Raw genomic sequence first — 26,298 nt, forward strand, 5'->3', positions numbered from 1 at the left:
CGAGTTGTACGAATGTCCGCAGTGCGGATTGAAGGATCAGCATTTGGTGAGTAAGACTGATGCATGTCTGTCGTAGTCTTTTGCCTCACTATTGCACTAGCTCTTAATGCCGTGATCGCGTTTGGTATCGCCTTCTTTTGGCAGGCAAAAGTCATATTCACTGTATTTGGGGTGTCAGACTGGGAAAGTGCGCATGTTCCGTGGAAGGCTCTGGGCAATCAGAAAAGCCCACAAAACAACTTTGGCCGCTTTATCGCAGGTGAAATATTTCCTGAGTTGCGTCGTAAGTGGCTTAGGGCAATCGCATATGTTGTGGTGAGTTTCGTAGCACTATTTTTGGTCGTGGGGTTCTTACAGGCCGTCGCTCCAGAATACCTTCCTTGAAGCGATCACTGACCGATACAACGCGGGCTGACCGGTCATTGGTCTAATCTCATTGAACGGCAACTTCGTCCCGCAAAGCCGACACCTTGTATCCGCCTATTTCTTACTCACCTCGCGCTGTTCGCTGCGTCCCGGTGTTTCACCCAACGCTCATCGGCGTGATGGTCAACGCCCTGATGCGCGCAAAGCGTTTCAACGTAGTCCGCACAGCACAGGTGATGAAGCCGCGCCACGTCGGGTAGGGCCATCGCGGCGTCGTGGATAAGATCAAAGCTTTCGGCGTATTTGTAGGCCGTGATGTCCTTGAACCCGTTACGATTGCGGGCGCGGTAGAACTGGTCGGTGTAGCGGTCTTTCAGCGCGCTGGCGCTGGGCTTGCCGCGCTTGATGTCAAAGCTTTCCTCGGAGCGGATCACATAGTGGTTCATCTGTGCGCTGACATGCGTGATCTGGTCGGGCGACAGGTGGTGGATCGGCTGATCTGTCTCGACGAATTTCTGGATCGGGCGGCCCGCCCCATCAATCCAGCGGTTTTCGGGCAAGCTGCGATCGCCATCAAAGCCGCTGGGCGCATGGGCGTTCAGACGGCGGTAGCGGGCAGGGGTCTTGAACAATGACTTGAAGGGCATGTTCACGCGCTGGCTTTCGGGGCCACGGCGGCGGAACTGGCGATGCACAAGCCCGTCATGATAGCGCTTCCAGCCGCCGGCACCGAAACACATCCAGCTAAAGCAGATGCCGGCAACATCAGTGTCGCGGCCCGCCAGGTAACTTTGGATCGTGCCATCGCCTTCGTGAAGAACCAGGAACTCATCAACATCACAGACCATCGCCCAGTCAGCATCCTGCATCAGCGGATGCGCCAGCCCGGCACGGTGCGCGGATTGCTTGGGCGGTTGCCGGTCTTCGGGGGTATGGGTGATATGGGTCAGCCAGCCTTCTTCGGCCAGCCGATCCAGCAAAGCCACCGAATGATCGGTGCAATCGTTTGTGGCGATGAGCACCTCAAATCCCAGCATGCGATACCAGCAGACCCATTCAATGATGAACGGGCCCTCGTTGCGCATCGCACCGAAAACGGTGATCTTTTCTGATCCATCGGCCATGCCACAGACAAACATGCAATTTCTCTGGCGTCCATCGCCAACCGCTGCTACCGAAAATCATGAACGCCCTTTCAGACAATATGCGCGCCGCGATTTTGATGATGCTGTCGATGTCAGCGTTCACAGTGAACGATGCGCTGATGAAGGGCGCGTCCGACGAGGTGCCGTTCTTTCAGGCGATTGCGCTGCGTGGCATGATGATTACCGCTGTGCTGGTCGTCGTCGCGCTGGTTTGGGGCAACTTTACACTGCGCGCGGCAAGACGCGATTGGGGGCTGGTATTGTTGCGCACCGCGGCCGAGGCAATTGGCACCGTGCTGTTCCTAACTGCGTTGTTCAAGATGCCCATCGCGAACCTGTCGGCCATTTTGCAAGCCCTCCCCTTGACCGTGACTTTGGCGGCGGCCCTTTTCCTGCGGGAATCCGTGGGGTGGCGGCGGTTGACGGCGATCCTTGTCGGCTTTGTCGGGGTGATCATGATCGTGCAGCCGGGCACGGACGGTTTCAGCATCTATTCCGTTCTTGGTATTGCTGCCGTCATCGCCGTTACCGTGCGCGACCTTGCCGCGCGCAAGTTGACGGCTACTGTGCCTTCGATCCTTGTGGCGCTTGTCGCCGCTGTCGGTGTAACGGCGGTGGCCCTGGTTGCGGGAACCGGCGAAACATGGGTCACACCAAGCGGCAAGGCCGTCATGCAAATGGCCGGTGCAGCGGGTTGTCTGGCTGTTGGCTACATCTCGGCCGTGACGGCGATGCGGGGCGGGGACATCGGTTTTGTTGCGCCGTTCCGCTATACCAGCCTTCTGGTCGCATTGATCCTTGGGTTCGTGTTCTTTGACGAATGGCCCAACTGGCTGACGATGCTGGGTGCTGCGATTGTCGTGGGAACGGGGCTCTTTACGCTTTACCGCGAACGCAATGCGCAAACGCCCACGATCGGCCTGCGCGTCCGCTAGCGCATGCAGGCTACCCGCTGTTGACACCTTATCCGACTCCCCCTATGAAGCGCGCACTTGGGCTGGGGTAATTCCCGTTTGTGTCCAGACATCAAAGTTGAAGTGGTCAAGATCTGGACGCCTTTATTGTCCCGATCCTCTGTATACCCACCGCACCGTTCCTCCGGTAAGGGAACGACTGCGGGTTTTTTGTGTTATGCGATCGCGTAATGCGAACCAATCGAAACGCGGACCTGCGGGGCCGCACACATGTGTAGGAACGGGGAACAAAGCCCAATGCCAACGATTCAGCAGCTGATCCGCAAACCGCGTCAGCCAAAACGTAAAGTCTCCAAGTCGCAGCACTTGGAGCAGTGTCCACAAAAACGCGGCGTTTGCACCCGTGTTTACACAACGACACCGAAAAAGCCGAACTCGGCCATGCGTAAGGTTGCCAAAGTGCGCCTGACAAATGGTTTTGAGGTCATCAGCTACATCGGCGGCGAAAGCCACAACCTTCAGGAGCACTCTGTGGTTCTGATCCGTGGCGGCCGTGTAAAAGACCTTCCCGGTGTGCGTTACCACATCCTGCGCGGTGTTCTGGATACTCAGGGCGTCAAAGACCGTAAGCAACGTCGTTCGAAGTACGGCGCGAAGCGTCCGAAGTAAGGAAAAGATAGCATGTCACGTCGTCACGCCGCTGAAAAACGCGAGATCCTGCCCGACGCCAAGTTTGGCGATAAGGTACTGACCAAATTCATGAACAACCTGATGGTTGACGGTAAGAAATCCGTCGCCGAACGGATCGTTTACAACGCATTCGACCGCGTTGAAGAAAAACTGAAAAAGTCTCCGCTGGAAGTCTTCCACGAGGGTCTTGATCTGATCAAACCATCCGTCGAAGTGCGTTCGCGCCGCGTAGGTGGTGCAACCTATCAGGTGCCCGTCGAAGTTCGCCCTGAACGCCGCGAAGCCCTGGCGATCCGCTGGTTGATTGCCGCCGCGAAAAAGCGCAACGAAAACACGATGGAAGAACGCCTTGCCGGTGAAATGCTCGATGCAGTCAACGGCCGCGGCACCGCCGTGAAAAAGCGCGAAGACACCCACAAAATGGCCGACGCGAACAAAGCGTTCAGCCACTACCGCTGGTAAGAGGAAAGCACCAAAATGGCACGCGATTATCCCCTCGCACGTTACCGCAACTTTGGCATCATGGCGCACATCGACGCGGGTAAGACCACCTGCTCGGAACGTATCCTTTTCTACACCGGCAAGTCCCACAACATCGGCGAAGTCCACGACGGCGCAGCAACGATGGACTGGATGGAGCAGGAACAGGAACGTGGCATCACGATTACCTCGGCTGCGACAACAACTTTCTGGCAGCGTCAGGAAGAACCGACCGCCGATGCGACGTCGGACACCAAGTTCCGCATGAACATCATCGACACCCCCGGCCACGTTGACTTCACAATCGAAGTTGAACGTTCGCTGGCTGTGCTTGACGGCGCGGTTGCCGTTCTGGACGCCAACGCCGGTGTTGAACCGCAGACCGAAACCGTGTGGCGTCAGGCTGACCGCTACAAGGTGCCGCGCATCGTGTTCGTCAACAAGATGGACAAGATCGGCGCTGACTTCTTCAACTGCGTTCACATGATCAAGGACCGCACAGGTGCCACACCCGCACCGATCCAGATCCCGATCGGGGCCGAGACCGAGCTGGAAGGCATGGTCGATCTGGTCACGATGAAAGAATGGGTCTGGGCTGGTGAAGACCTTGGTGCATCTTGGGAACAGCGTGAAATTCGGGACAGCCTCAAGGAGCAGGCTGCCGAATGGCGCGCCAAGCTGATCGAAACCGCCGTTGAAATGGACGACGATGCGATGGAAAACTACCTCATGGACGGCGCCGAGCCTTCCGTTGAGGAACTGCGCACGCTGATCCGCAAGGGCACGCTGGCCATCAAGTTCATCCCTGTGCTTTGTGGTTCGGCATTCAAGAACAAGGGCGTGCAGCCTTTGTTGAACGCCGTGATCGACTATCTGCCCAGCCCGCTGGACGTTGTCGATTACATGGGCTTCAAACCCGGTGACGAAACCGAAACACGTGACATCCCGCGCCGTGCGGATGATGACATGGCGTTTTCGGGCCTTGCCTTCAAAATCATGAACGACCCTTTTGTCGGCTCGCTGACCTTCACGCGCATCTATTCGGGCGTGCTCAAGAAGGGCGACACGATGCTCAACTCTACCAAAGGCAAGAAAGAGCGCGTGGGCCGGATGATGATGATGCACTCGATCAACCGCGAGGAAATCGAAGAAGCATTTGCCGGCGACATTATCGCGCTTGCAGGTCTCAAGGACACGACAACAGGGGATACCCTGTGCGACGACAAAGACCCCGTTGTTCTGGAAACGATGACGTTCCCCGATCCGGTTATCGAAATCGCCGTTGAGCCCAAGACCAAAGCCGACCAAGAGAAAATGTCGCAGGGTCTGGCCCGTCTGGCCGCCGAAGATCCGTCGTTCCGCGTGGAAACCGATCTGGAATCAGGTCAGACCATCATGAAGGGCATGGGCGAACTTCACCTCGATATTCTGGTGGATCGTCTCAAGCGTGAATTCAAGGTCGAAGCCAACATCGGTGCGCCGCAGGTTGCCTACCGCGAAACGATTTCGCGCGAAGCCGAGCACACCTATACCCACAAGAAGCAATCTGGTGGGTCAGGTCAGTTCGCCGAGGTGAAGATGATCATCACCCCGACCGAACCGGGCGAAGGTTTCTCGTTCGAAAGCCGTATCGTTGGTGGTGCAGTTCCCAAGGAATACATCCCCGGTGTCGAAAAGGGTGTGAAATCGGTTATGGATAGCGGCCCGCTGGCTGGCTTCCCCGTCATCGACTTCAAGGTCGCCCTGATCGACGGCAAGTTCCACGATGTTGAACTCCTCGGTGCTGGCGTTTGAAATCGCCGCACGTCAGTGGATGCGCGAAGCCATGAAAAAGGCCGGCGCGAAACTGCTGGAGCCTGTGATGAAAGTCGAAGTTGTGACGCCCGAAGAATATACCGGCGGCATCATCGGCGATCTGACATCGCGTCGTGGTCAGGTGACGGGTCAGGAACCTCGCGGCAACGCGGTTGCGATCAATTGCTTCGTGCCGCTGGCCAACATGTTCGGCTACATCAACACGTTGCGGTCCATGTCTTCGGGCCGTGCCAACTTTACGATGCAGTTTGACCACTACGAACCGGTTCCGTCCAACATCTCCGAAGAGATCCAGGCGAAATTCGCATAATTCAGCGGTGGGCAGCGATGCCCACCCATCCCAAAACCGTAACCTGGGCCTTGGCCCACAGCGACACAAAAATCTAAGGAGGCCACCATGGCTAAGGAAAAGTTTGCCCGCACCAAACCGCACGTGAACATCGGCACGATTGGTCACGTTGACCACGGCAAGACGACGTTGACGGCAGCGATCACGAAGTATTTCGGTGATTTTCAGGCGTATGACCAGATTGACGGCGCGCCCGAGGAGAAGGCCCGCGGGATCACGATCTCGACGGCGCACGTCGAGTATGAGACCGAGACGCGCCACTATGCGCACGTTGATTGCCCCGGCCACGCCGACTATGTGAAGAACATGATCACGGGTGCGGCGCAGATGGACGGCGCGATCCTGGTTGTGAACGCCGCTGACGGCCCGATGCCGCAAACGCGCGAGCACATCCTGCTGGGCCGCCAGGTGGGCATTCCCTACATGGTCGTTTACATGAACAAGGTCGATCAGGTTGACGACGAGGAACTTCTGGAACTGGTGGAAATGGAAATCCGCGAGTTGCTGTCGTCGTATGAATACCCCGGCGACGATATCCCGATCATCCGCGGCTCGGCGCTTGCGGCCATGGAAGGGCGCGACGAAGAGATCGGCGCGAACTCGATCAAGGCGCTGATGGAAGCTGTCGACAGCTACATCCCGACCCCTGCGCGCGCTGTTGACCAGCCGTTCCTGATGCCGATCGAAGATGTGTTCTCGATCTCGGGCCGCGGCACGGTTGTGACCGGCCGTATCGAACGCGGCGTTGTGAACGTGGGCGACGAACTGTCGATCGTGGGCATCCGCGACACGGGCAAGACGACCTGCACAGGCGTTGAAATGTTCCGCAAGCTGCTGGATCGCGGTGAAGCTGGTGACAACGTTGGTGTTCTGCTGCGCGGGATCGACCGTGACGGCGTTGAGCGTGGTCAGGTTCTGTGCAAGCCCGGTTCGGTGAACCCGCACACCAAGTTCGAGGCCGAAGCCTATATCCTGACCAAGGAAGAGGGTGGCCGTCACACGCCGTTCTTTGCCAACTACCGTCCGCAGTTTTACTTCCGCACAACGGATGTGACCGGCACGGTTGTGCTGCCCGAAGGCACGGAAATGGTGATGCCCGGCGATAACCTGAAGTTCACAGTTGAACTGATCGCCCCGATCGCCATGGAAGACGGCCTGCGCTTCGCGATCCGCGAAGGTGGCCGTACCGTCGGCGCCGGTGTTGTGTCCAAGATCATCGAGTAAAGGGCGCAAGCCCCAAGGCCGATCGAGACTAAAAAGGCCCCCGCAGAAATGCGGGGGTTTTTTGCTTTTGCAGCGAAGGACAGCATTGAGCCCTAACGGGACATAGGCGCGCATGCGCCATGCCCGACCTCGGGAGGGGCTCGCGGTTTTGTCGTGGCCGTAGTTTAAAAGTCAAACATACGCTCCATGCACAGCAGAAGTTGCAATATGCCCTCCCGTGGGGGAGGTCGGGCATGGCGCATGCGCGCCGGTTGCGATTATTGTTTACAGTTGCGCGAACAGGGGAATGTCCACTTCGTCCGCAATCCGGTCAACGAAGGAAATCCCAAACTCCCCTTGCCACACCCGCCGACTCCCCCTATAGAACCCAAATCCAACGAGGGTGCGCCGCGGCGTGCCCTTTTCCGTTGGACCAAACGACGCGACGAGGGTGCCGGATGAGCCGCTGTCCTCCTCTCCGTTGAGATCCCAAAGACAAGGGATATGCATCATGGCAGCTAGCCAGAATATTCGCATCCGTCTCAAGGCTTTTGATTACCGTGTGCTCGACGCCAGCACGCTGGAAATCGTCAACACAGCCAAGCGCACGGGTGCTTCGGTCCGGGGCCCGATCCCGCTTCCGAACAAGATCGAAAAGTTCACCGTTCTGCGTGGACCCCACATCGACAAGAAATCCCGTGATCAGTTCGAAATCCGCACGCACAAGCGTCTGCTGGATATCGTCGACCCGACACCCCAGACCGTGGACGCGCTGATGAAGCTCGACCTGGCAGCCGGTGTTGACGTCGAGATCAAGGTATAGGGGAGGCACCAGATATGTTGCGTTCCGGTATTATCGCAAAAAAGGTGGGGATGACCCGCCTGTTCATGGAAGACGGCAAGCAGATTCCTGTGACCGTTCTTCAACTCGACAAGCTTCAGGTTGTAGCCAAGCGCACCACCGAAACTGACGGCTACACAGCTGTTCAGTTGGGTGCAGGCACGGCCAAAGTGAAGCGCACAAGCCAAGCCATGCGCGGCCACTTTGCCGCTGCCAAGGTTGAGCCAAAGCGCAAGGTCGCCGAGTTCCGCGTTGCCCCCGAAAACATGATCGAGGTCGGCGAAGAAATCACTGCGAACCACTACTTTGAAGGTCAGTTCGTTGACGTGTCCGGCACGTCGATTGGTAAAGGCTTTGCCGGTGCCATGAAGCGTCACAACTTTGGCGGTCTGCGGGCCACGCACGGTGTGTCGATTTCGCACCGTTCGCACGGGTCCACCGGCCAGTGTCAGGATCCGGGCAAAGTGTTCAAAGGCAAGAAGATGGCCGGTCACATGGGTGCTGCGAAAATCACCACCCAAAACCTGCAAGTCGTGCGCACAGACGCCGACCGTGGCTTGATCATGGTCAAAGGCGCTGTTCCCGGCTCAAAGGGTGGCTGGGTTACGGTCAAGGATGCGGTGAAAAAGCCGACTCCTGAAAACGTGATCTACCCTGCTGGTCTGAAGTCCATGAAGGACGAAGCCGAGCGTTTGGCTGCCGAAGCCGCCGCCGCTGCCGCCGCCGAAGAAGAAGCCGCCGCAAAGGCTGCTGCTGAAGCGGAACAGGCTGCACTGGATGCTGCTGAAACCGAAGCTCCGGCCGCTGATGCCGCTGAAGGAGGCGAGTTTGATGAAAGCTGATGCAATCAAACTTGACGGCAAGAAAGCCGGTTCCGTTGATCTGGACGAGGCCATCTTTGGTCTTGAGCCACGCATCGACATCCTGCACCGCGTCGTGCGCTGGCAGCGTAACAACGCCCAAGCCGGCACGCACAAGGTCAAGACCCGCCGCGAGGTGAGCTATTCGACCAAGAAGATCTATCGCCAAAAGGGCACCGGCGGCGCACGCCACGGCGCGCGCTCGGCTCCGATCTTCCGTTCGGGTGGTATCTACAAGGGTCCGACCCCACGCAGCCACGGCCACGAGCTGACCAAGAAGTTCCGCAAGCTGGGTCTGCGCCACGCGCTGTCCGCCAAGCAGGCGGCTGGTGAGCTGGTCATTATCGAAGCCGCAACTTCTGCCGCGAAAACGGCAGAACTGGCCAAGCAGGTGAAAAACCTTGGCTGGAAGCGCGCCTTGATCATCGATGGTGCAACGGTAAACGAGGATTTCCTCCGCGCCGCACGCAACATCGAAGGCCTGGATATCCTGCCCACAATGGGCGCAAACGTCTATGACATCCTGCGCAGCGACACACTCGTGTTGACCAAAGCAGGGGTCGAAGCACTGGAGGCCCGTTTGAAATGAGCACCAAGGCAGAACATTACGACGTGATCCGCAAGCCGATCATCACCGAGAAAGCAACCATGGCTTCCGAAGCCAACGCCGTTGTTTTCGAAGTGTCGATCGACGCGAACAAACCAATGATCAAAGAGGCCGTCGAGACGCTCTTTGGGGTCAAGGTCAAAGCGGTGAACACCACGATTACCAAAGGCAAGTCCAAGCGCTTCCGCGGCCAACTCGGCAAGCGCAAAGACGTCAAGAAAGCCTACGTGACGCTTGAAGAAGGCAACACGATTGACGTGAGCACCGGTCTGTAAGGACTAAGCGAACGTTGGAAATTGAGAAGGCCCCTCAGTGTGAACTGTGGGGCCTTTTCTTTTGACTTCGAAGTCGATCATAATAAAGGTCAGTCGTTTTGAATTGGAGAGCCCATGGCCGAAGTTCGCAATATCACAATCGAAGAAGCCGTCAGGTTACTTGGTGGTACTGAAGGGCATTTCCTCGACTACAAAGGCAAAGATTTGAAGCCGGCGAATTTAAGCAAGACAATATCAGCATTCGCCAACGCAAGTGGCGGCGAAGTGTTCTTAGGTATTGATGAAGTAGAGGGTCTGTCGGGGAAGGAACACCATTGGAATGGATATGATGTACCAGAGTTGGCGAACGGCGTGCACCAAGTTCTGCATGATCTCGATCCGGTGGAGGCTGATATTTCGACGCAGTTTCTCATTGCAGATGAGCAACTAGGTTACGTTCTGCATATCCAAGTTGAAAAGAGCCAAAAGGTCGTTCAAGCAACGAATGGCAACGTATATGTTCGAAAAGGCGCTCAAAACCTACCTCTAACAGAAGAAGCAATTGATCGACTGAAATTCGACAAAGGTATAAAGTCATATGAGGATGAAATTCTGAATATTGACCATGAGGAAGTCTCAAATTCTGAAACGGTAATTGAGTTCATGCTTGGTACTGTGCCGACCGGCGAACCAAGGATTTGGTTGGGAAAACAAAGACTGCTTGACGGAAATCGCCCGACAGTTGCGGGCGTATTGCTTTTCTCAGATACTCCGCAGGTGATCTTACCAAAAAGATCGGCGGTTAAGATTTTACGTTACCAAACAAAGGACGAAGCTGAGCGGGACTACTTGGCTACCGATCCCGAAACCATCGAGGGACCAGTTTACTCGCTGATTTATGACTCAGTCGAGAGAGTTCGTCAGATTATTGAGGGCATTCAGAAGGTTGGGGCGAAGGGCATGGAGGCAGTGGTCTACCCCGAAGAGGCATTGCATGAGCTGGTAACCAACGCAATTTTGCACCGTGACTATAACGTAGCCTCTGACGTTCAAATTCGCGTTTTTGACAATAGAGTCGAAATTGAGAGCCCCGGAAAGTTGCCTGGCCATGTTACCTTGTCCAACATTGCTCGAACCCAATTTGCGCGGAACCCCAAGATAGTTCGTCTGGTTAACAAATTTAACAACCCACCAAATAAAGACGTGGGTGAGGGAATCAATACAGCATTTGAAGCAATGGAAAAATTGAGGCTAAAGAAGCCCATCTTTTCAGAAACTGACGCTGGTCTTTTGGTCGTGCTGACACACGAGAGCCTAGCTTCACCAGAACAACTGGTTCTCGAATTCCTTGTTGCGAACGAGGAAATAACTAATCAGCAGGCACGCGAGCTGACGGGTATTAAGTCAGAGAACACAATGAAGAATGTCTTTTATCGCCTGCGCGATTCCGAGCAAATTGAGCAGACGCCGAAAGTGGCCGGAAAGAAGTTCTCTTGGCGGCTCGCGAACAAGGTTTAAGCACCCTTGACCCATCCCCCCATCCCCCCTATCAGACCCCATCGGCTCAGCCCCAGATTCGTCTGGGGCTTTGTTGTTGTGGTTTTGGCGGGTTGAACCCCGCCCTACGGCCACTCTGTAGGGCGGGACTTGTCCCGCCATGCAAATCAAAACGGGCACCTACGGGGGCCTATAACATCAGGGCCTCGCAAGGGGTCCGCCAAGCAAACGGAAGAAGCTAACATGGCACTTAAGTCGTATAAGCCGACGACGCCGGGCCAGCGCGGGCTGGTGCTGATCGACCGTTCGGAGCTTTGGAAAGGTCGCCCCGTCAAGGCCCTCACGCAGGGTCTGACAAAATCGGGCGGACGGAACAACACCGGACGGATCACGATGCGTCGCATCGGTGGGGGCGCAAAGCGTCTCTATCGTATCGTCGATTTCAAGCGGAACAAAATGGATGTGGCGGCCACGGTCGTGCGCATCGAATATGACCCGAACCGCACAGCCTTTATCGCACTGGTCCAATACACGGACGGCGAGCAGGCCTATATCCTCGCCCCCCAGCGCCTTGCTGTTGGTGACAAGGTGGTCGCATCGGCCAAGGCCGATATCAAGCCGGGTAACGCAATGCCGTTCAGCGGTATGCCAATCGGCACGATCATCCACAACATCGAGATGAAGCCGGGCAAAGGTGGGCAGATCGCCCGCGCCGCAGGCACCTACGCCCAGTTTGTTGGTCGTGATGGTGGCTACGCGCAGATCCGCCTGTCCTCGGGTGAACTTCGCCTCGTGCGTCAGGAATGCATGGCCACCGTCGGTGCCGTGTCCAACCCTGACAACTCCAACCAGAACCTCGGGAAAGCCGGTCGCAACCGTCACAAGGGCATCCGCCCCTCTGTGCGCGGTGTTGTCATGAACCCGGTCGATCACCCGCACGGTGGTGGTGAAGGTCGCACATCGGGTGGTCGCCACCCTGTGACACCTTGGGGTAAGCCCACGAAGGGTGCGCGCACCCGTAACAAGAACAAGGCGTCGCAGAAGCTGATCATCCGCTCGCGTCACGCTAAGAAGAAGGGGCGCTAAGAATGTCTCGTTCAGTCTGGAAAGGCCCGTTTGTGGACTCATATGTCCTCAAGAAGGCCGAAGCGTCCCGCGAAGGCGGCCGCAACGAAGTGATCAAGATCTGGTCGCGTCGCTCAACCATCCTGCCTCAGTTCGTTGGCCTGACGTTCGGCGTCTACAACGGCAAGAAGCACATCCCCGTCAACGTCACGGAAGACATGATCGGTCAGAAGTTCGGTGAATATTCGCCGACCCGCACCTATTATGGCCATGCCGCCGACAAAAAAGCGAAGCGGAAATAAGCCATGAGCAAGGATAAAAATCCCCGCCGCGTGGCTGACAACGAAGCAATGGCAAAGTCCAAGATGCTTCGCACGTCGCCGCAGAAACTTAACCTCGTCGCAGCGATGATCCGCGGCAAGAAAGTCGACAAGGCCCTTACGGACCTGACTTTCTCCAAAAAGCGGATCGCGGCAGATGTGAAGAAGTGCCTTCAGTCCGCCATCGCCAACGCCGAAAACAACCACAACCTGGATGTTGATGAACTGGTCGTCGCCGAAGCCTATGTTGGCAAGAACCTGACCATGAAGCGCGGTCGTCCGCGCGCACGTGGCCGGTTTGGCAAGATCATGAAGCCCTTTGCAGAGCTTACAATCACAGTCCGTCAGGTCGAGGAGCAAGCGTAATGGGTAACAAAGTAAACCCCGTCGGCATGCGTCTTCAGGTCAACCGTACCTGGGACAGCCGCTGGTATGCAGACACCAAGGACTTTGGTGATCTGCTGCTGGAAGACATCCGCATGCGCGAGTTCATCAAGAAGGAATGCTACCAAGCTGGCGTTTCCCGCGTGATCATCGAGCGTCCGCACAAAAAGTGCCGTGTGACAATCCACACTGCACGTCCCGGCGTCATCATCGGCAAGAAAGGCGCAGATATCGAAACCCTGCGCAAGAAGCTGGCGGCGATGTCCGAAAGCGAACTGCACCTCAACATCGTTGAAGTGCGCAAGCCCGAGTTGGACGCGCAACTGGTTGGCGAAAGCATTGCACAGCAGCTTGAGCGCCGTGTGTCCTTCCGCCGTGCCATGAAGCGCGCCGTGCAGAACGCCATGCGTATGGGTGCCCTTGGTATCCGTGTGAACCTTGCCGGCCGTCTTGGTGGCGCGGAAATCGCGCGGACCGAATGGTATCGTGAGGGGCGCGTGCCGCTTCACACGCTGCGTGCCGACATCGATTACGCACACGTCGAAGCGATGACTGCCTATGGCATCATCGGGATCAAGACCTGGATCTTCAAAGGCGAGATCATGGAACACGATCCACAGGCGCGTGACCGTAAGCAACAGGAACTCCAGGATGGCCCAACACCTCGCGGTGCTGGCGGCCGTCGCTGATCGGAGGACTAGGATATGCTGCAACCAAAACGCACCAAATTCCGCAAGATGCACAAAGGCCGGATCAAGGGTCAGGCCAAGGGCGGCTCTGATCTGAACTTTGGCACATACGGCCTCAAGGCGGTTGAACCTGAACGTGTGACCGCACGCCAGATCGAAGCCGCACGCCGTGCCATGACGCGCCACATGAAGCGTCAGGGCCGTGTCTGGATCCGTATCTTTCCGGACCTGCCTGTCACCTCCAAGCCCATCGAAGTGCGTATGGGTAAAGGTAAAGGCTCGGTCGATTTCTGGGCCTGCAAGGTCAAGCCCGGCCGCGTGATGTTCGAGATTGACGGCGTCAGCGAAGACATCGCCCGCGAGGCCCTGCGCCTTGCCGCGATGAAGCTGCCCGTCAAGACCCGCACAATCGTCCGCGAAGACTGGTAAAAAGGTGGGTGGGTTGAAACCCTCCTTACCGACAGATCGTAAAGTGGGTTTGAACCCACTCCTGAAATAAAAAAACCCCCGCCGAGAAATCGGCGGGGGTTTTGTCGTCGATCGGGGGCGTTGTTGTTTGCGGAAGCTCAGGTTGCCAGTTGCGCGAAATGTGGCTCCTTACCGCAGCGCTGCCCGCAAATCAGCCATCAGCCCGTCACGATCTGTTTTGATCCGGTGCAAAAGGTCGTCGGGGGCACCCGCGATCAATGCGGTCCCATCCGGATAGCTATCGTATTTCGCACTCCACGCGATCATTTCCAGAATAACGGGCAGCATGTCTGCGCCCTTAGCCGTCAATTCATAGGCTTTGCGGGGCGAGTTTGCGCGCGTTGGAACCTTAGCGATCAGACCGGCGGCGTCCAATTTCTCAAGCCGGTCGGCCAGAATATTCGTTGAAATCTTTTCGTGGGATTTCAGAAAATCGCCATAGGTGCGTTTGCCACGAAAAAGCATGTCGCGCAGAATCACAAGGCTCCATTTGTCGCCGATCACATCAAGCGCAAAGACGACAGGGCATTTTCCACTCACTCTATTCATGTGGTGCTAATGTCGTATTAACTTGCAAACAGCAAGCAAATTCGGCAATGTGAAATTTACTTGCATTTCGCAAGCAAGGAAAATTTCATGGCGCGTATTCTTGTTCTCCTGATCACCCTCATGCTCTCGGGTCGCATGATGACCTTGGCATTTATTCATCGCGCAGGCGCGGGCGGTGATGGCGATCCTCCCTTGGCTTGGCTCATGCCCTTGATCGGCGACGCGGTGATTGGGATTGGTGGGCTCTTGATTGCCTACCTGCTTGCAAGACACACAGGTCTTTGGGTTTGGACCGCCGCGATGATCTGGAACGCCCTCGGGATATGGGACGCGATGTCGGCCTATATCGTGCACCTGACAACGCCGTGGCCCACGTTCTTTATGATCCAGGTGTTTGGCGGCGCAATGTTTTTTATGGCCGCTGCAATGCATGCGTTCCTTATAGTTTTGTTACTACGCGAACCTGTCAAACGCCATTACCTTGGCATTGCTCCAAGGACCGCGACCGCCCCTAGCGCGACCGATGCTGCTTGAGCCCATAAAACCGCAACCGTTGGCGCACCCCTTCGGGTTCCAGATGCAGGTATTTCCCCTTTGAGAAATAGCTGCCATCCAGCGCCAAGCCCGCCTTGATTAGTTCTGCTCCGATATCAGTGCCGTCAGGCAAATAGCAGGTGCCGACCAGCCGGTCATAGGATGTCTCGCCCGTCAGATCGACGTGGATCGTTTTGCCCTTGCAGATATTGACCATCGCCCACTTTGATTTTTGCCCCCAAGGTTCGTCGAGTTCCGGTGCGTCGATCCCCGCCAGCCGTATCTTGATGCGGTCAATGGCAATCGTGTCACCGTCGATGACCCACGCGCGCCCGACCAGTTTGCGGGACGCGGGGATGGGCGGCGGTGGCGCATGATCGGGGCGTTGGGGCAGGCGCTTGGACGCACGTGCATGTTCACGTTCAGCTTGGCTGCGAAGTGAACTCTCGTTCGGGCGGGTTAGCGGCGGAATTTTCCGTTGCCGGTTGGTGCGAGCCGCGGGCCGATGACGGTGCTTTGCATTTCGGCGCGGGGTCGATGCCCCAACCAGATAGGCGATAACGGCGGCAAGAACCACAGCAACAATGATAACTTCCATCGGGTCCGTCTAACCATAGCCTACAATTGCTTTAGACTTGCAAACCGATGCATCGCTGACAACCCTTGCGTGAAAAAGCCCCGTGCGGGTGTGGCCTTACCCCTCAATACTCCAGATCTGCGCCATGCCGCTTTCAAATCGCGCCCATGTCATCGTCGCCCGGTTGCCTGCGTGACCTTCGTAATAGGACGTGCCATCGGGCAGGGGCAGCCCGGCCCAGATGCGGGCGAGGTTGTGCATGAAATCGACACGGTCCAGCGTGCCAGCCTCGAACCGGTGCAGGCCGGCGTCTTGCAACAACACCAACGCCAAACGGTCCTGCACGGCGGCAATGAACGGGGTGTCCGGCCCCATTCCTTGTCCATCCGCCAACCTCCGCAGGGTGCTGGGAATGAACTGATAGCGTCCGATCGCGTGGGGCTGTCCGGGGGTGGCCTCGATCCAGTCGTAAATCTCGCCCAAGGTCAGCTGCGTGGGTGGGGCAGGGGGGCGGATGCGCGCGCCGTGTTGCACGGCGTCATAGCCTGCGGGTCCGGCCTCGGCCTGTGCGATCAGGGTTAACAGTTGCGCTGTGGGCGATGTGCGCAATGCAGGCGGCACCACGACACGGGCCTGCACGGGGGCGAACATGCCAGTGCCAGCACCACCGAACAGGCTGGCCGTGGCGGGCTGCACCGCACCACGCGCCCCCATCGGGAACAGCGAGCCAACCTCGGCCCGCGCCGCGGTGCCCAGGCACAGCACGCATACCATCCAGAAAATCCGCAACGCCATTCTGGCCCCTTCGCATGATGAACGGGGCAGTTATGGCGGGGAAATCGTTGACGAAAGGTGTGGCGCGGGCATCGAAACCCGTCGGATTTTAGGCAAAGCGCATGTAAGGTGGGACAGGTCCCACGTTACTTATTCCCAGCGGTAATTGAAGCTGACCGAAATGCGGTCGTCCTCGGACATGTTCATCGGGACTTCGTGGCGCAGCCAGCTTTCCCACAGCAGCACATCGCCGACAGCAGGCGCCACATAGATGAACTGGCGCATTTCCTCGCGCGCGTCTTTCAGGCGGGCAGGGGCGGCCATCATCATCTGGCTGCGCGGGTCTTCCAGTTTCAACGCGCTCGCGCCTTCGGGCATGGCAACGTAGGTCGTGCCGCTCACCACGGAATGGGGATGGATGTGGCTGGTGTGAATGCCGCCTTCGGGCAGGATATTGATCCACAGATCCTCAAGCACCAGCTTGCGCCCGTCCAGATCAAATTCCGCGTCCTTGGCGAATGCCGCCACATGGGCATCAAGCGATGTCACCAGATCGGCAAAGATCGGAAACCGCCACGGCAAATCGGTGAGGGACGCATAAGAGGTATAGCCGGCATAGCCATTCGCCTCGCACCATTCCTGCCCCGCCGCGTCATCCTCGGCGATGGAATAGCAGGAGGTTTCCATCTCGGCAGGATCAATCGGCTCGCCGTGTTCGGAAAGGGCTGCGTGGTAAAGGCGGGTCACAAAGAGGGATTTGATTTGAGTCATGAGGTCTGATAGCGCATGCAAAAGGCGGTGGCGAGTAGCGGATTGCATTGCCCAAGCACAGCTTGGGTAGCGCCCGAACCGCCCCCACGAGGCGGGTGCTTCTCGCCCACGCCTCGGTTCGGGCGCGACAAGGCGGCAAAGCCCAGTCAAATAACACCCTTGCCACACCCGCCAAACCCCCCTATACGGCGCACTTCTACCCCCTCCATCGGGATTCGGGTGACGCTTTCGCGCGGCCTGCCGGTGATGTTGAAAAGGAAATATGGCATGAACGCCAACGAACTGCGTGACAAGACGCCCGATCAGCTTCGGGAAGAGCTTGCCAATCTGAAAAAAGAAGCCTTCAACCTGCGTTTTCAGCAGGCAACTGGCGCGATCGAAAACTCGTCGCAGATGCGCAAGGCGCGTCGCAATGCGGCCCGTGTCAAAACCATTCTGAACGAAAAAGCGGCCGCCGCCGCCAAGGAGGCTTAATCAATGCCTAAGCGTATCCTGTCCGGTGTCGTCACCAGCAACCAGAACGAACAGACCGTCACCGTGTCTGTTGAACGTCGTTTCAAGCACCCGCTGCTTCACAAGACTGTCCGCAAGTCCAAGAAGTATCGCGCCCACGACGAAAAGAACGCCTTCAACGTTGGCGACACAGTCCGCATTCAGGAATGTGCCCCCAAGTCGAAAACCAAACGCTGGGAAGTCATCGCCTAATAGCGCGACTGTCCAGTTCAAGTGAAACCCTGGGGCCGACCATTGGTCCCCAAAGGTCCGGAGAAAACAAATGATCCAGATGCAGACCAACCTGGATGTTGCTGACAACAGCGGCGCGCGCCGTGTTCAGTGCATCAAGGTTCTCGGCGGTTCGCACCGCCGGTATGCGTCGGTTGGTGATATCATCGTCGTTTCGGTGAAAGAAGCCATCCCGCGCGGCCGTGTTAAGAAGGGTGACGTCCGCAAGGCCGTCGTCGTTCGCACCGCCAAAGAAGTTCGTCGTGATGACGGCACAGCAATCCGCTTCGATAGCAACGCCGCTGTGATCCTGAACAACAACAACGAGCCGATCGGCACCCGTATCTTCGGGCCAGTTGTGCGTGAACTTCGCGGCAAGAACTTTATGAAGATTATCTCGCTCGCTCCGGAGGTGCTCTGATGGCTGCGAAACTCAAAAAAGGTGACAAGGTCATCGTGCTGGCCGGCAAGGACAAGGGTCAAACAGGCGAAATCTCGTCCGTGAACCCCCAGACCGGCAAAGCAGTTGTATCGGGCGTGAACATCGCGATCCGTCACACCAAGCAATCCCAGACTGACCAAGGTGGTCGCGTGCCGCAGGCAATGCCGATCCAGCTGTCCAATCTGGCAATCGTTGACAAGAACGGCAAAGCGACCCGCGTCGGCTTCAAGATGGACGGCGACAAGAAAGTCCGTTTTGCCAAGACAACAGGGGATGTGATCTGATGCTTGATACCGCAACCTACACCCCGCGTCTGAAGACCGTTTTCAAGGACAGCATCAAGGCTGCCATGAAAGAGGAATTCGGCTACAAGAACGACATGCAGATCCCGCGTCTGGACAAGATCGTCCTGAACATCGGCGCAGGCGCTGAAAGCGTGAAGGACTCCAAAAAGGCCAAGTCGGCCCAGGAAGACCTGACCGCAATCGCCGGTCAAATGGCTGTCATTACAAAGGCAAAGAAATCCATCGCTGGTTTCCGCGTCCGTGAAGACATGCCACTGGGTGCCAAGGTGACCCTTCGTGGTGACCGCATGTATGACTTCCTTGATCGTCTGGTCACCGTCGCAATGCCCCGTATCCGTGACTTCCGCGGCATTTCGGGAAAATCGTTCGATGGGCGTGGCAACTATGCCATGGGCATGAAGGAACACATCGTCTTCCCCGAAATCAACTTTGATAAAGTTGATGAGAACTGGGGTCTCGATATCGTCATCTGCACAACGGCCCAGACCGACGCAGAAGCCAAAGCGCTGTTGAAGCATTTCAACATGCCGTTCAACAGCTAAGGGATCAGAAACCATGGCTAAGAAATCAATGATCGCACGCGAAAAGAAGCGCGAAAAGCTGGTGGCGAAATACGCTGCCAAGCGCGCCGCTTTGAAAGAAATCGCGAAAGATGAAAGCAAGACAATGGAAGAGCGGTTCACCGCCCGCCTGAAGCTTGCAAAACTGCCGCGGAATTCCTCTGCGGTGCGTCTGCACAACCGCTGCCAGCTTACCGGGCGTCCACACGCCTACTACCGTAAGCTCAAAGTCAGCCGGATCGCGCTGCGGGACCTTGGCTCGAATGGCCAAATCCCCGGCATGGTCAAGTCAAGCTGGTAAGGGAGATCAGATAAATGAACGATCCTATCGGTGATATGCTGACCCGCATCCGCAACGGTCAAATGCGTGGCAAGTGCACGGTGGCGACCCCTGCTTCCAAGCTGCGCGCTTGGGTTCTGGATGTGCTGGCAGACGAAGGCTATATCCGCGGCTACGAAAGCAGCACGGACGTCAACGGCCACCCGGCTTTTGACATCAGCCTGAAATACTATGAAGGCACTCCTGTCATTCGCGAACTCAAGCGGGTCTCGAAACCCGGTCGTCGCGTTTACATGGGCGTCAATGACATCCCTTCGGTCCGTCAGGGCCTGGGTGTGTCGATTGTCTCCACCTCGAAGGGTGTGATGTCGGATGCGAATGCACGTGCGGCCAAAGTTGGCGGCGAAGTGCTTTGCACAATCTTCTAAGGAGAGCGTAATGTCTCGTATTGGCAAAAAGCCGGTCGATCTGCCCTCCGGGGTTGAGGCGAAAGTCTCCGGTCAGACCATCGAAGTCAAAGGCCCAAAGGGCACCCGTAGCTTTACCGCAACGGACGATGTCACGATCACTGTCAACGACGGTGCCGTGAGCGTTGATCCACGCGGCAAATCCAAGCGCGCGCGCCAGCAGTGGGGCATGTCCCGCACGATGGTCAGCAACCTTGTGACGGGTGTGTCCACGGGCTTCACCAAAGAGCTTGAGATCAACGGTGTGGGGTATCGCGCGCAGATGCAGGGCAACACCCTCAAGCTGTCGCTGGGCTATTCCCACGAGGTCAATTTTGAGGTGCCTGACGGCGTGACCGTCACCGCCCCCAAGCAGACCCAGGTGATCGTGGAAGGTATCGACCAACAGCTTGTTGGCCAGGTTGCGGCAAACATCCGCGAATGGCGCAAACCCGAGCCCTACAAGGGCAAAGGCATCAAGTATGTGGACGAATACATCTTCCGCAAAGAAGGCAAGAAGAAGTAAGGAACGCACAGATGGCAAACACGAAAAGACAGTTGTTCATCAAACGCCGCATGCGCGTTCGGAACAAACTTCGCAAGGTGAACGCCGGGCGTCCGCGCCTGTCGGTCCACCGCTCAAGCAAGAATATCAGCGTGCAGCTGATCGACGATGTGAACGGCGTCACACTCGCCTCGGCGTCTTCTCTCGAGAAGGCATTGGGCGTGGTTGGCAAGAACAACGTCGAAGCAGCCGCCAAGGTTGGTGCAGAGATCGCAAAGCGTGCGAAAAAGGCCGGCGTGTCCGAAGCCTATTTCGACCGTGGCGGTTTCCTCTTTCACGGCAAGGTCAAGGCTTTGGCCGAAGCTGCCCGCGAAGGTGGTTTGAAGATCTAAAAGGTAACGTGGGTCAAGACCCACCTTACGACCCTGCGAGGGGCGGCAACGCCCCTCCGATGATCCGGGCCACGGACCTTATCCGGGGCACCGCGATTGAAACAACCGGCGCAAGCCACCAAATTTAGGAGGGCCACATGGCTCGTGATCCACAACAACGCGGGAACCGTCGTGACCGCGACGAGACCCCAGAATTCGCCGATCGCCTAGTCGCGATCAACCGTGTGTCCAAGACCGTCAAGGGTGGTAAGCGTTTCGGCTTTGCAGCACTTGTCGTCGTGGGCGACCAGAAAGGCCGCGTCGGCTTTGGCAAGGGTAAGGCCAAGGAAGTTCCCGAAGCGATCCGCAAGGCAACTGAAGCTGCCAAGCGCAACATGATCCGCGTGCCCCTGCGCGAAGGCCGCACCCTGCACCACGACATGAACGGTCGTCACGGTGCCGGTAAGGTCGTCATGCGCACAGCCCCGGAAGGGACCGGAATCATCGCCGGTGGTCCGATGCGTGCGGTGTTCGAAATGCTGGGCGTCAAGGACGTTGTGTCGAAATCCATCGGTTCGCAGAACCCTTACAACATGATCCGCGCAACACTGGACGGCCTGACGAAAGAAACGTCGCCCCGCTCGGTTGCACAGCGTCGTGGTAAGAAGGTCGCTGACATTCTTGGCAACAAGACCGAAGAAGCCCCCGCGGCAGAAGCGTAAGGAACCGGAACAATGGCAAAAACGATCGTCGTCAAACAGATCGGCTCTCCGATCCGCCGCCCCGCCAAACAGCGCGCAACGCTGGTTGGCCTTGGCCTGAACAAAATGCACCGCACCCGCGAGCTGGAAGATACACCTTCCGTCCGCGGCATGGTCGACAGCATCCCTCACATGGTGAAAATCATCGAAGAAAAGGGGTAAAGTGGGTCAAGACCCACGTTACTGCTGAGATTTGAAGCGCCCCGCAGGAAACTGCGGGGCGTTTTTGTTATTCGGGAGTGAAGCCGATCAGCGACCAAAGCAAATTGCGGGCCTCTTCCCAAAGCTCATCTTCATCCGATGAGATATAATCTAGGGCACGATACAACCGAACTGTTGCCCCATTGGTATCCCCTTCGTGAATCAAGCACTTTGCCTCTTCGACCCATGCCCGATTTCGTTGCCTTATTAGGTTGTTGGATGCGCTTTCCGCTCCGACTAACACATTAATCAGCATCCTATTTCGCGCAATCGTTTCTTGGTCGTCGCGTCGCGCATTGTAGTAAGGTTCGTTTCCCTGCCTAAGGATATTTGATATCCGATTTGCAGCGTCAGAAAAGGCTACGATGAGAGGGAGAGCAACCTCACAATCTCCCGCATCCACTGCCGTTATATAGGCGTCTTCCATCGCCTCAATGTCGGAAAGTGTGATGGCCCCTTGCCCCTCTTCAAACAGTTCATATCTGGACAGGTCAGTTTGGTCAGCGTCTACCGCGCTAAATTCTTGCGAGATTGCTGGGGGAACAGCAGAAACTAGTGCGATGGCTGAGAAGAGCATGAACTTCATTGGCATATCCTATTTTAAGATAGCTACTAGAAAAACAGTTACTGAATGATTTGAAAAGTAGAATACACGCATAGCGCGTTTGAATTGCCCAATCTTTGATTGGGCAGCGCCCGAACCGCCCCCACGGGGCGGGCGCTTTGCCCCCACCACTCGGTTCGGGCGCGACACCCGTGACGTTGCGCTTGTCATGGCAGCGCAACTCTCTTATACGCCGCTAGTCCGCACATCCGTGCCGACTCGAAACCGCAAAGCCGTGTTTGCCCACTCCGTCGCTGGAGGGCAGTTCCGGCAAGGAGAAGCGACAATGGTTAAGTTGAACGAACTGCGCGATAATGACGGCGCAACAAAACCCCGCAAGCGTATCGGCCGTGGTCCCGGTTCCGGCACAGGTAAAACTGGTGGCCGTGGTATCAAGGGTCAGAAATCCCGCTCGGGTGTGGCGATCAAAGGTTACGAAGGCGGGCAGATGCCCCTCTACCAGCGTCTTCCAAAGCGTGGCTTTAACAAGCCGAACCGCAAGAAGTTCGCTGTGATCAACCTTGGTCTGATCCAGAAATTCATCGACGAAAAGAAAATCGACGCGAAAAAGGATATTGACGAGGATGCGCTGATCGCCTCCGGTCTGGTCCGTCGCAAGCTGGACGGTATCCGCGTTCTGGCCAAAGGCGAAGTCACGTCGAAAGTCACGATTTCGGTCACTGGTGCCTCTAAAGGCGCGGTCGAGGCCGTTGAAAAAGCCGGCGGTAAGCTGGTTGTGACAGCCCCAACCGCAGAAGCGGCGGAATAACAGGTTGTGAGCGGCCCTTTGGGTCACTACATCCTTCTTTAAGTTTTCCTAACGCCGCCACTCGGGGAACCGTCTGGCGGCGTTCTTGATTAAAAAAGAGAGCCCGTAATGGCATCAGCAGCAGAGCAAATGGCATCCAACATGAGCTGGGGGGCCTTTGGTAAGGCGACCGAGCTGCGCCAGCGCATCCTTTTTACCCTTGGCCTTTTGATCGTTTACCGCCTTGGCACATATATCCCCGTGCCGGGCATCGACACGATCGCGCTGCAATCCTTTATGGAAGACGCAGCGGCGGGCATTGGCGGCATCCTGTCGATGTTCACAGGCGGCGCGCTGTCACGGATGGGTATCTTTGCCTTGGGCATCATGCCCTACATCTCGGCCTCGATCATCGTGCAGTTGCTGGGGTCCATGTGGGAACCGCTCAAGCAGCTTAAGAAAGAGGGCGACGCGGGCCGCAAAAAGCTGAACCAATACACACGCTACGGCACCGTGGTGCTGGCAACTTTCCAGGCCTATGGCCTTGCGGCTTCCCTTGAAGCCGGTGAACTGGCGTCCGATCCGGGTCTCTATTTCCGTATGGCTTGCGTGATTACGCTTGTGGGCGGCACGATGTTCCTGATGTGGCTGGGTGAACAGATCACCGCGCGCGGTATCGGCAACGGCATTTCGCTGATCATCTTTGTTGGCATTATCGCCGAAATCCCCGCTGCGATTGCGCAGTTCCTGTCGCAAGGGCGGTCCGGTGCGATCAGCCCCGCTGTGATTGTTGGGGTGATCCTGATGGTGATTGTGACGCTTGCCTTTGTGGTCTTTATGGAACGGTCTTTGCGCAAGATCCACATTCAGTATCCACGCCGTCAGGTCGGGATGAAGGTCTATGACGGTGGGTCTTCGCACCTGCCCATCAAGGTCAACCCCGCCGGCGTGATCCCTGCGATTTTCGCAAGCGCGTTGCTTTTGTTGCCAACGACCCTGTCCACGTTCAGCGGCGGCCAGACCGGCCCTGTGATGTCGTGGCTGCTGGCCTACTTTGGCCCCGGACAGCCGCTTTATCTGTTGTTCTTTACGTCGATGATCGTGTTCTTCACCTACTTCTACACCAAGGAAGTTGCGTTCAAGACCGAGGAAGTTGCCGACAACCTCAAGAACCAGAACGGGTTTGTCCCCGGTATCCGTCCGGGCAAGCGCACGGCGGAATATCTTGACTATGTCGTGACCCGTGTGCTGGTCCTTGGGTCGGGTTACCTTGCGTTAGTTTGTCTCATGCCCGAGATTTTGCGTTCGCAGCTGGCCATTCCGTTCTACTTTGGCGGCACGTCGGTCCTGATCATCGTGTCCGTGGGTATGGATACGATCCAGCAGATCCAATCGCATCTGTTGGCGCACCAATACGAAGGGCTGATTGAAAAATCTCAGCTGCGCGGCAAGCGTGGCGGCAAGAACAAGACAAAGGGACCATCACGCCGATGAATATCATTCTTCTTGGACCGCCGGGCGCGGGTAAAGGCACACAAGCACGCATCCTTGTCGATGAACGTGACATGGTGCAGCTTTCCACCGGCGACATGCTGCGCGCCGCCCGCACCAGCGGCACGGCCATGGGCAAGAAGGTTGCCGATGTCATGGACCGCGGCGAGTTGGTCACCGATGAAATCGTCATCGGCCTGATCCGTGAACAGCTTGAGGATACGTCCCACGCGGGCGGTTTCATCTTTGACGGCTTCCCGCGCACGCTTGCGCAGGCCGATGCCTTGGGCGCCTTGCTGGCGGACATGGGTCACAAGCTGGATTGTGTGATCGAAATGCAGGTGGATGATGATGCCCTTGTGGCCCGCATCACCGCCCGTTCAACCTGCGGCAATTGTGGCGAAGTTTACAACGACGCAACCAAGCCTTGGCCCGCTGACGGCAAGTGTTCCAACTGCGGCGGCACCGACCAGACCCGCCGCGCGGACGACAACGAAGAAAGCCTGAAAACCCGCCTGCTGGCCTATTACAAACAGACCAGCCCGCTGATTGGGTATTACTATGCCAAGGGTGATCTGAAGTCGGTTGATGGGCTTGGGTCGATGGAGGCTGTTGCGGCTGCGATCAAGGGCGCTTTGGGTTAAGCAAACAAAGGCGGGTAGGGGCCTTGACGCCCCCGTCATCCCCCCCTAAACAGCCCCATCCTGCAAAGGAATCAATTTGCGGTTTACGGGTCGCCCCCAGACAATCGCAAGACACCTCGATATGACGCAGCCCGGCGCCGATAGGTCCGGGCTTCCGTTGTGAAAAAAGGGTCTGGAATGACGGACCCGCAACGAAAAGGAATTGCACACGTGGCACGTATTGCCGGCGTAAACATCCCGACTGCAAAGCGGGTTCCAATCGCCCTCACATATATCACCGGTATCGGCACAACTTCGGCAGAGGCAATCTGCGAAGCCGTTAAGATCGACGTTACCCGTCGCGTCAACGAACTGTCCGACGCCGAAGTTCTGGCCATCCGCGAGCACATCGACGCCAACTATACCGTCGAAGGCGATCTGCGCCGCGAAACCCAGATGAACATCAAGCGTCTGATGGACCTTGGCTGCTACCGTGGCCTGCGCCACCGTCGCAACCTGCCCGTCCGCGGTCAGCGCACCCACACCAACGCTCGCACACGCAAAGGCCCCGCTAAGGCCATTGCCGGCAAGAAGAAATAAGGGAGGGTCTGACCAATGGCACGCGATACCAAACGCACCAAAAAGAAGGTCTCCAAGAACATCGCCGCAGGCGTTGCTCATGTGAACTCTTCTTTCAACAACACAAAAATCCTGATCTCGGACGTGCAAGGCAATGCCATCGCATGGTCGTCGGCTGGCACAATGGGTTTCAAAGGGTCGCGTAAATCGACACCTTATGCTGCCCAGATGGCTGCCGAAGACGTTGCCAAGAAAGCGCAAGACCACGGCGTGAAAACGCTTGAAGTCGAAGTGCAGGGTCCCGGTTCCGGCCGTGAATCCGCATTGCGCGCCCTGGCTGCTGCAGGATTTAACGTCACATCCATCCGCGATGTGACACCGATGGCCCATAACGGTTGCCGTCCGCCCAAGCGCCGTCGCGTCTAAGCACCAGTATTTGGCTGGGGTCGTGCATTTTTGCGCGGCCCCAGTCCGTCATTTTGAAACCTCGGGCGTTTGCCTTTTTTG

The 26,298-nt window shown here is 57.1% G+C and carries 38 protein-coding genes and 1 pseudogene; 33 read left to right on the plus strand and 6 right to left on the minus strand.

Annotation, left to right across the window (positions count from 1 at the left end; all coding sequences use genetic code 11):
* The first annotated feature begins 63 nt into the window (after positions 1-63).
* Positions 64-384 carry a hypothetical protein gene (locus SJY21_RS12325; protein ID WP_377511051.1) on the plus strand — a complete coding sequence of 107 codons (321 nt, stop codon included), beginning with the start codon at positions 64-66 and terminating at the stop codon, positions 382-384.
* Between the two features lie 107 nt (positions 385-491).
* On the opposite strand, the gene SJY21_RS12330 is transcribed toward SJY21_RS12325, so the two are convergent.
* Positions 492-1,490: a glycosyltransferase family 2 protein gene (locus SJY21_RS12330; RefSeq protein ID WP_377511054.1), complete on the minus strand. Its 999-nt coding sequence runs from the start codon at positions 1,488-1,490 to the stop codon at positions 492-494.
* A 59-nt stretch (positions 1,491-1,549) separates the two neighbouring features.
* Between SJY21_RS12330 and SJY21_RS12335 the strand changes: the two genes are divergently transcribed.
* The 15 genes and pseudogenes from SJY21_RS12335 to rplP all read left to right on the plus strand — a co-directional run bounded on the left by SJY21_RS12335 (position 1,550) and on the right by rplP (position 13,908).
* Positions 1,550-2,446 (plus strand): DMT family transporter, encoded by an 897-nt coding sequence (locus SJY21_RS12335; RefSeq protein ID WP_377511057.1) that lies wholly within the window; start codon positions 1,550-1,552, stop codon positions 2,444-2,446.
* Between the two features lie 276 nt (positions 2,447-2,722).
* Positions 2,723-3,094: a 30S ribosomal protein S12 gene (gene rpsL / locus SJY21_RS12340; protein WP_148054339.1), complete on the plus strand. Its 372-nt coding sequence runs from the start codon at positions 2,723-2,725 to the stop codon at positions 3,092-3,094.
* Between the two features lie 12 nt (positions 3,095-3,106).
* Positions 3,107-3,577, plus strand: a complete 471-nt coding sequence (gene rpsG / locus SJY21_RS12345) for a 30S ribosomal protein S7 (RefSeq protein ID WP_377511061.1) — start codon at positions 3,107-3,109, stop codon at positions 3,575-3,577.
* Between the two features lie 15 nt (positions 3,578-3,592).
* Positions 3,593-5,720: pseudogene (fusA, locus tag SJY21_RS12350) on the plus strand (elongation factor G).
* 87 nt (positions 5,721-5,807) lie between these two features.
* Positions 5,808-6,983 (plus strand): elongation factor Tu, encoded by a 1,176-nt coding sequence (gene tuf, locus SJY21_RS12355; protein WP_377511024.1) that lies wholly within the window; start codon positions 5,808-5,810, stop codon positions 6,981-6,983.
* A 490-nt stretch (positions 6,984-7,473) separates the two neighbouring features.
* Complete coding sequence (gene rpsJ, locus SJY21_RS12360; protein ID WP_148054343.1) at positions 7,474-7,785, plus strand: 30S ribosomal protein S10; 312 nt, start codon at positions 7,474-7,476, stop codon at positions 7,783-7,785.
* Positions 7,786-7,799: 14 nt separating this feature from the next.
* Positions 7,800-8,645 (plus strand): 50S ribosomal protein L3, encoded by an 846-nt coding sequence (rplC, locus tag SJY21_RS12365; protein WP_377511064.1) that lies wholly within the window; start codon positions 7,800-7,802, stop codon positions 8,643-8,645.
* Positions 8,635-9,252 carry a 50S ribosomal protein L4 gene (gene rplD / locus SJY21_RS12370; RefSeq protein WP_377511067.1) on the plus strand — a complete coding sequence of 206 codons (618 nt, stop codon included), beginning with the start codon at positions 8,635-8,637 and terminating at the stop codon, positions 9,250-9,252. Before rplC ends, rplD begins: the two co-directional genes overlap by 11 nt.
* Positions 9,249-9,545 carry a 50S ribosomal protein L23 gene (locus SJY21_RS12375; protein ID WP_377511070.1) on the plus strand — a complete coding sequence of 99 codons (297 nt, stop codon included), beginning with the start codon at positions 9,249-9,251 and terminating at the stop codon, positions 9,543-9,545. Before rplD ends, SJY21_RS12375 begins: the two co-directional genes overlap by 4 nt.
* A gap of 114 nt (positions 9,546-9,659) precedes the next feature.
* Positions 9,660-11,042, plus strand: coding sequence for an ATP-binding protein (locus SJY21_RS12380; RefSeq protein ID WP_377511073.1), 1,383 nt, complete (start codon positions 9,660-9,662; stop codon positions 11,040-11,042).
* A gap of 222 nt (positions 11,043-11,264) precedes the next feature.
* Positions 11,265-12,107, plus strand: a complete 843-nt coding sequence (rplB, locus tag SJY21_RS12385) for a 50S ribosomal protein L2 (RefSeq protein ID WP_377511076.1) — start codon at positions 11,265-11,267, stop codon at positions 12,105-12,107.
* Positions 12,108-12,109: 2 nt separating this feature from the next.
* Positions 12,110-12,388 carry a 30S ribosomal protein S19 gene (gene rpsS, locus SJY21_RS12390; protein ID WP_148054349.1) on the plus strand — a complete coding sequence of 93 codons (279 nt, stop codon included), beginning with the start codon at positions 12,110-12,112 and terminating at the stop codon, positions 12,386-12,388.
* 3 nt (positions 12,389-12,391) lie between these two features.
* A complete protein-coding gene (gene rplV / locus SJY21_RS12395) occupies positions 12,392-12,772 on the plus strand; it encodes a 50S ribosomal protein L22 (RefSeq protein ID WP_148054350.1) in 381 nt (126 codons plus the stop codon).
* Positions 12,772-13,479 (plus strand): 30S ribosomal protein S3, encoded by a 708-nt coding sequence (gene rpsC, locus SJY21_RS12400; RefSeq protein ID WP_377511080.1) that lies wholly within the window; start codon positions 12,772-12,774, stop codon positions 13,477-13,479. Before rplV ends, rpsC begins: the two co-directional genes overlap by 1 nt.
* Before the next feature lie 15 nt (positions 13,480-13,494).
* Positions 13,495-13,908, plus strand: coding sequence for a 50S ribosomal protein L16 (gene rplP, locus SJY21_RS12405; protein WP_377511083.1), 414 nt, complete (start codon positions 13,495-13,497; stop codon positions 13,906-13,908).
* Positions 13,909-14,076: 168 nt separating this feature from the next.
* On the opposite strand, the gene SJY21_RS12410 is transcribed toward rplP, so the two are convergent.
* The gene (locus tag SJY21_RS12410) at positions 14,077-14,496 is read right to left on the minus strand and encodes a winged helix-turn-helix transcriptional regulator (protein ID WP_377511086.1); all 420 of its coding nucleotides are present in this window, start codon (positions 14,494-14,496) and stop codon (positions 14,077-14,079) included.
* Positions 14,497-14,583: 87 nt separating this feature from the next.
* Between SJY21_RS12410 and SJY21_RS12415 the strand changes: the two genes are divergently transcribed.
* Positions 14,584-15,030: a hypothetical protein gene (locus SJY21_RS12415; protein ID WP_377511089.1), complete on the plus strand. Its 447-nt coding sequence runs from the start codon at positions 14,584-14,586 to the stop codon at positions 15,028-15,030.
* On the opposite strand, the gene SJY21_RS12420 is transcribed toward SJY21_RS12415, so the two are convergent.
* The 3 genes from SJY21_RS12420 to SJY21_RS12430 all read right to left on the minus strand — a co-directional run bounded on the left by SJY21_RS12420 (position 15,008) and on the right by SJY21_RS12430 (position 17,152).
* Positions 15,008-15,628 carry a thermonuclease family protein gene (locus SJY21_RS12420; RefSeq protein ID WP_377511092.1) on the minus strand — a complete coding sequence of 207 codons (621 nt, stop codon included), beginning with the start codon at positions 15,626-15,628 and terminating at the stop codon, positions 15,008-15,010. The genes SJY21_RS12415 and SJY21_RS12420 overlap by 23 nt on opposite strands.
* A gap of 96 nt (positions 15,629-15,724) precedes the next feature.
* On the minus strand, positions 15,725-16,402 hold the full coding sequence (locus tag SJY21_RS12425; RefSeq protein ID WP_377511095.1) for a hypothetical protein: 678 nt from the start codon (positions 16,400-16,402) through the stop codon (positions 15,725-15,727).
* Positions 16,403-16,531: 129 nt separating this feature from the next.
* Positions 16,532-17,152, minus strand: a complete 621-nt coding sequence (locus SJY21_RS12430) for a 2OG-Fe(II) oxygenase family protein (RefSeq protein ID WP_377511098.1) — start codon at positions 17,150-17,152, stop codon at positions 16,532-16,534.
* Between the two features lie 267 nt (positions 17,153-17,419).
* Here SJY21_RS12430 and rpmC point away from each other — a divergent pair, with 267 nt between their 5' ends.
* The 11 genes from rpmC to rpmD all read left to right on the plus strand — a co-directional run bounded on the left by rpmC (position 17,420) and on the right by rpmD (position 21,707).
* Complete coding sequence (rpmC, locus tag SJY21_RS12435; protein ID WP_377511101.1) at positions 17,420-17,626, plus strand: 50S ribosomal protein L29; 207 nt, start codon at positions 17,420-17,422, stop codon at positions 17,624-17,626.
* A 3-nt stretch (positions 17,627-17,629) separates the two neighbouring features.
* Positions 17,630-17,857, plus strand: a complete 228-nt coding sequence (gene rpsQ / locus SJY21_RS12440) for a 30S ribosomal protein S17 (protein WP_377511104.1) — start codon at positions 17,630-17,632, stop codon at positions 17,855-17,857.
* Between the two features lie 70 nt (positions 17,858-17,927).
* Positions 17,928-18,296 (plus strand): 50S ribosomal protein L14, encoded by a 369-nt coding sequence (gene rplN / locus SJY21_RS12445; protein WP_148054358.1) that lies wholly within the window; start codon positions 17,928-17,930, stop codon positions 18,294-18,296.
* Positions 18,296-18,601 carry a 50S ribosomal protein L24 gene (rplX, locus tag SJY21_RS12450; protein ID WP_377511108.1) on the plus strand — a complete coding sequence of 102 codons (306 nt, stop codon included), beginning with the start codon at positions 18,296-18,298 and terminating at the stop codon, positions 18,599-18,601. Before rplN ends, rplX begins: the two co-directional genes overlap by 1 nt.
* Entirely contained in the window at positions 18,601-19,164 is a 564-nt protein-coding gene (gene rplE / locus SJY21_RS12455; RefSeq protein WP_377511111.1) for a 50S ribosomal protein L5, read from the plus strand. Before rplX ends, rplE begins: the two co-directional genes overlap by 1 nt.
* A gap of 13 nt (positions 19,165-19,177) precedes the next feature.
* Complete coding sequence (gene rpsN / locus SJY21_RS12460) at positions 19,178-19,483, plus strand: 30S ribosomal protein S14 (protein WP_148054361.1); 306 nt, start codon at positions 19,178-19,180, stop codon at positions 19,481-19,483.
* Positions 19,484-19,497: 14 nt separating this feature from the next.
* Complete coding sequence (gene rpsH, locus SJY21_RS12465; RefSeq protein WP_377511114.1) at positions 19,498-19,890, plus strand: 30S ribosomal protein S8; 393 nt, start codon at positions 19,498-19,500, stop codon at positions 19,888-19,890.
* A gap of 10 nt (positions 19,891-19,900) precedes the next feature.
* Positions 19,901-20,434 carry a 50S ribosomal protein L6 gene (gene rplF, locus SJY21_RS12470; RefSeq protein ID WP_377511117.1) on the plus strand — a complete coding sequence of 178 codons (534 nt, stop codon included), beginning with the start codon at positions 19,901-19,903 and terminating at the stop codon, positions 20,432-20,434.
* A gap of 11 nt (positions 20,435-20,445) precedes the next feature.
* Positions 20,446-20,805 carry a 50S ribosomal protein L18 gene (gene rplR, locus SJY21_RS12475; RefSeq protein WP_377511120.1) on the plus strand — a complete coding sequence of 120 codons (360 nt, stop codon included), beginning with the start codon at positions 20,446-20,448 and terminating at the stop codon, positions 20,803-20,805.
* Positions 20,806-20,942: 137 nt separating this feature from the next.
* Complete coding sequence (gene rpsE, locus SJY21_RS12480) at positions 20,943-21,506, plus strand: 30S ribosomal protein S5 (protein ID WP_377511123.1); 564 nt, start codon at positions 20,943-20,945, stop codon at positions 21,504-21,506.
* 12 nt (positions 21,507-21,518) lie between these two features.
* Positions 21,519-21,707, plus strand: coding sequence for a 50S ribosomal protein L30 (rpmD, locus tag SJY21_RS12485; protein WP_377511126.1), 189 nt, complete (start codon positions 21,519-21,521; stop codon positions 21,705-21,707).
* A gap of 67 nt (positions 21,708-21,774) precedes the next feature.
* On the opposite strand, the gene SJY21_RS12490 is transcribed toward rpmD, so the two are convergent.
* On the minus strand, positions 21,775-22,332 hold the full coding sequence (locus tag SJY21_RS12490; protein ID WP_377511129.1) for a hypothetical protein: 558 nt from the start codon (positions 22,330-22,332) through the stop codon (positions 21,775-21,777).
* Positions 22,333-22,636: 304 nt separating this feature from the next.
* Here SJY21_RS12490 and rplO point away from each other — a divergent pair, with 304 nt between their 5' ends.
* The 5 genes from rplO (at position 22,637) to rpsK (ending at position 26,217) form a co-directional block, all read left to right on the plus strand.
* On the plus strand, positions 22,637-23,119 hold the full coding sequence (gene rplO, locus SJY21_RS12495; RefSeq protein ID WP_377511132.1) for a 50S ribosomal protein L15: 483 nt from the start codon (positions 22,637-22,639) through the stop codon (positions 23,117-23,119).
* A 129-nt stretch (positions 23,120-23,248) separates the two neighbouring features.
* A complete protein-coding gene (gene secY / locus SJY21_RS12500) occupies positions 23,249-24,592 on the plus strand; it encodes a preprotein translocase subunit SecY (protein ID WP_377513236.1) in 1,344 nt (447 codons plus the stop codon).
* Positions 24,589-25,233, plus strand: a complete 645-nt coding sequence (locus SJY21_RS12505) for an adenylate kinase (protein WP_377511134.1) — start codon at positions 24,589-24,591, stop codon at positions 25,231-25,233. The genes secY and SJY21_RS12505 overlap by 4 nt, the downstream gene beginning before the upstream one ends.
* A 210-nt stretch (positions 25,234-25,443) precedes the next feature.
* Complete coding sequence (rpsM, locus tag SJY21_RS12510; RefSeq protein ID WP_148054369.1) at positions 25,444-25,812, plus strand: 30S ribosomal protein S13; 369 nt, start codon at positions 25,444-25,446, stop codon at positions 25,810-25,812.
* A 15-nt stretch (positions 25,813-25,827) separates the two neighbouring features.
* Entirely contained in the window at positions 25,828-26,217 is a 390-nt protein-coding gene (gene rpsK, locus SJY21_RS12515) for a 30S ribosomal protein S11 (RefSeq protein ID WP_148054370.1), read from the plus strand.
* The last annotated feature ends 81 nt before the right edge of the window (positions 26,218-26,298 follow it).

The sequence above is a fragment of the Octadecabacter sp. R77987 genome (assembly GCF_042466115.1).
In the GTDB taxonomy this organism is placed as follows: domain Bacteria; phylum Pseudomonadota; class Alphaproteobacteria; order Rhodobacterales; family Rhodobacteraceae; genus SW4.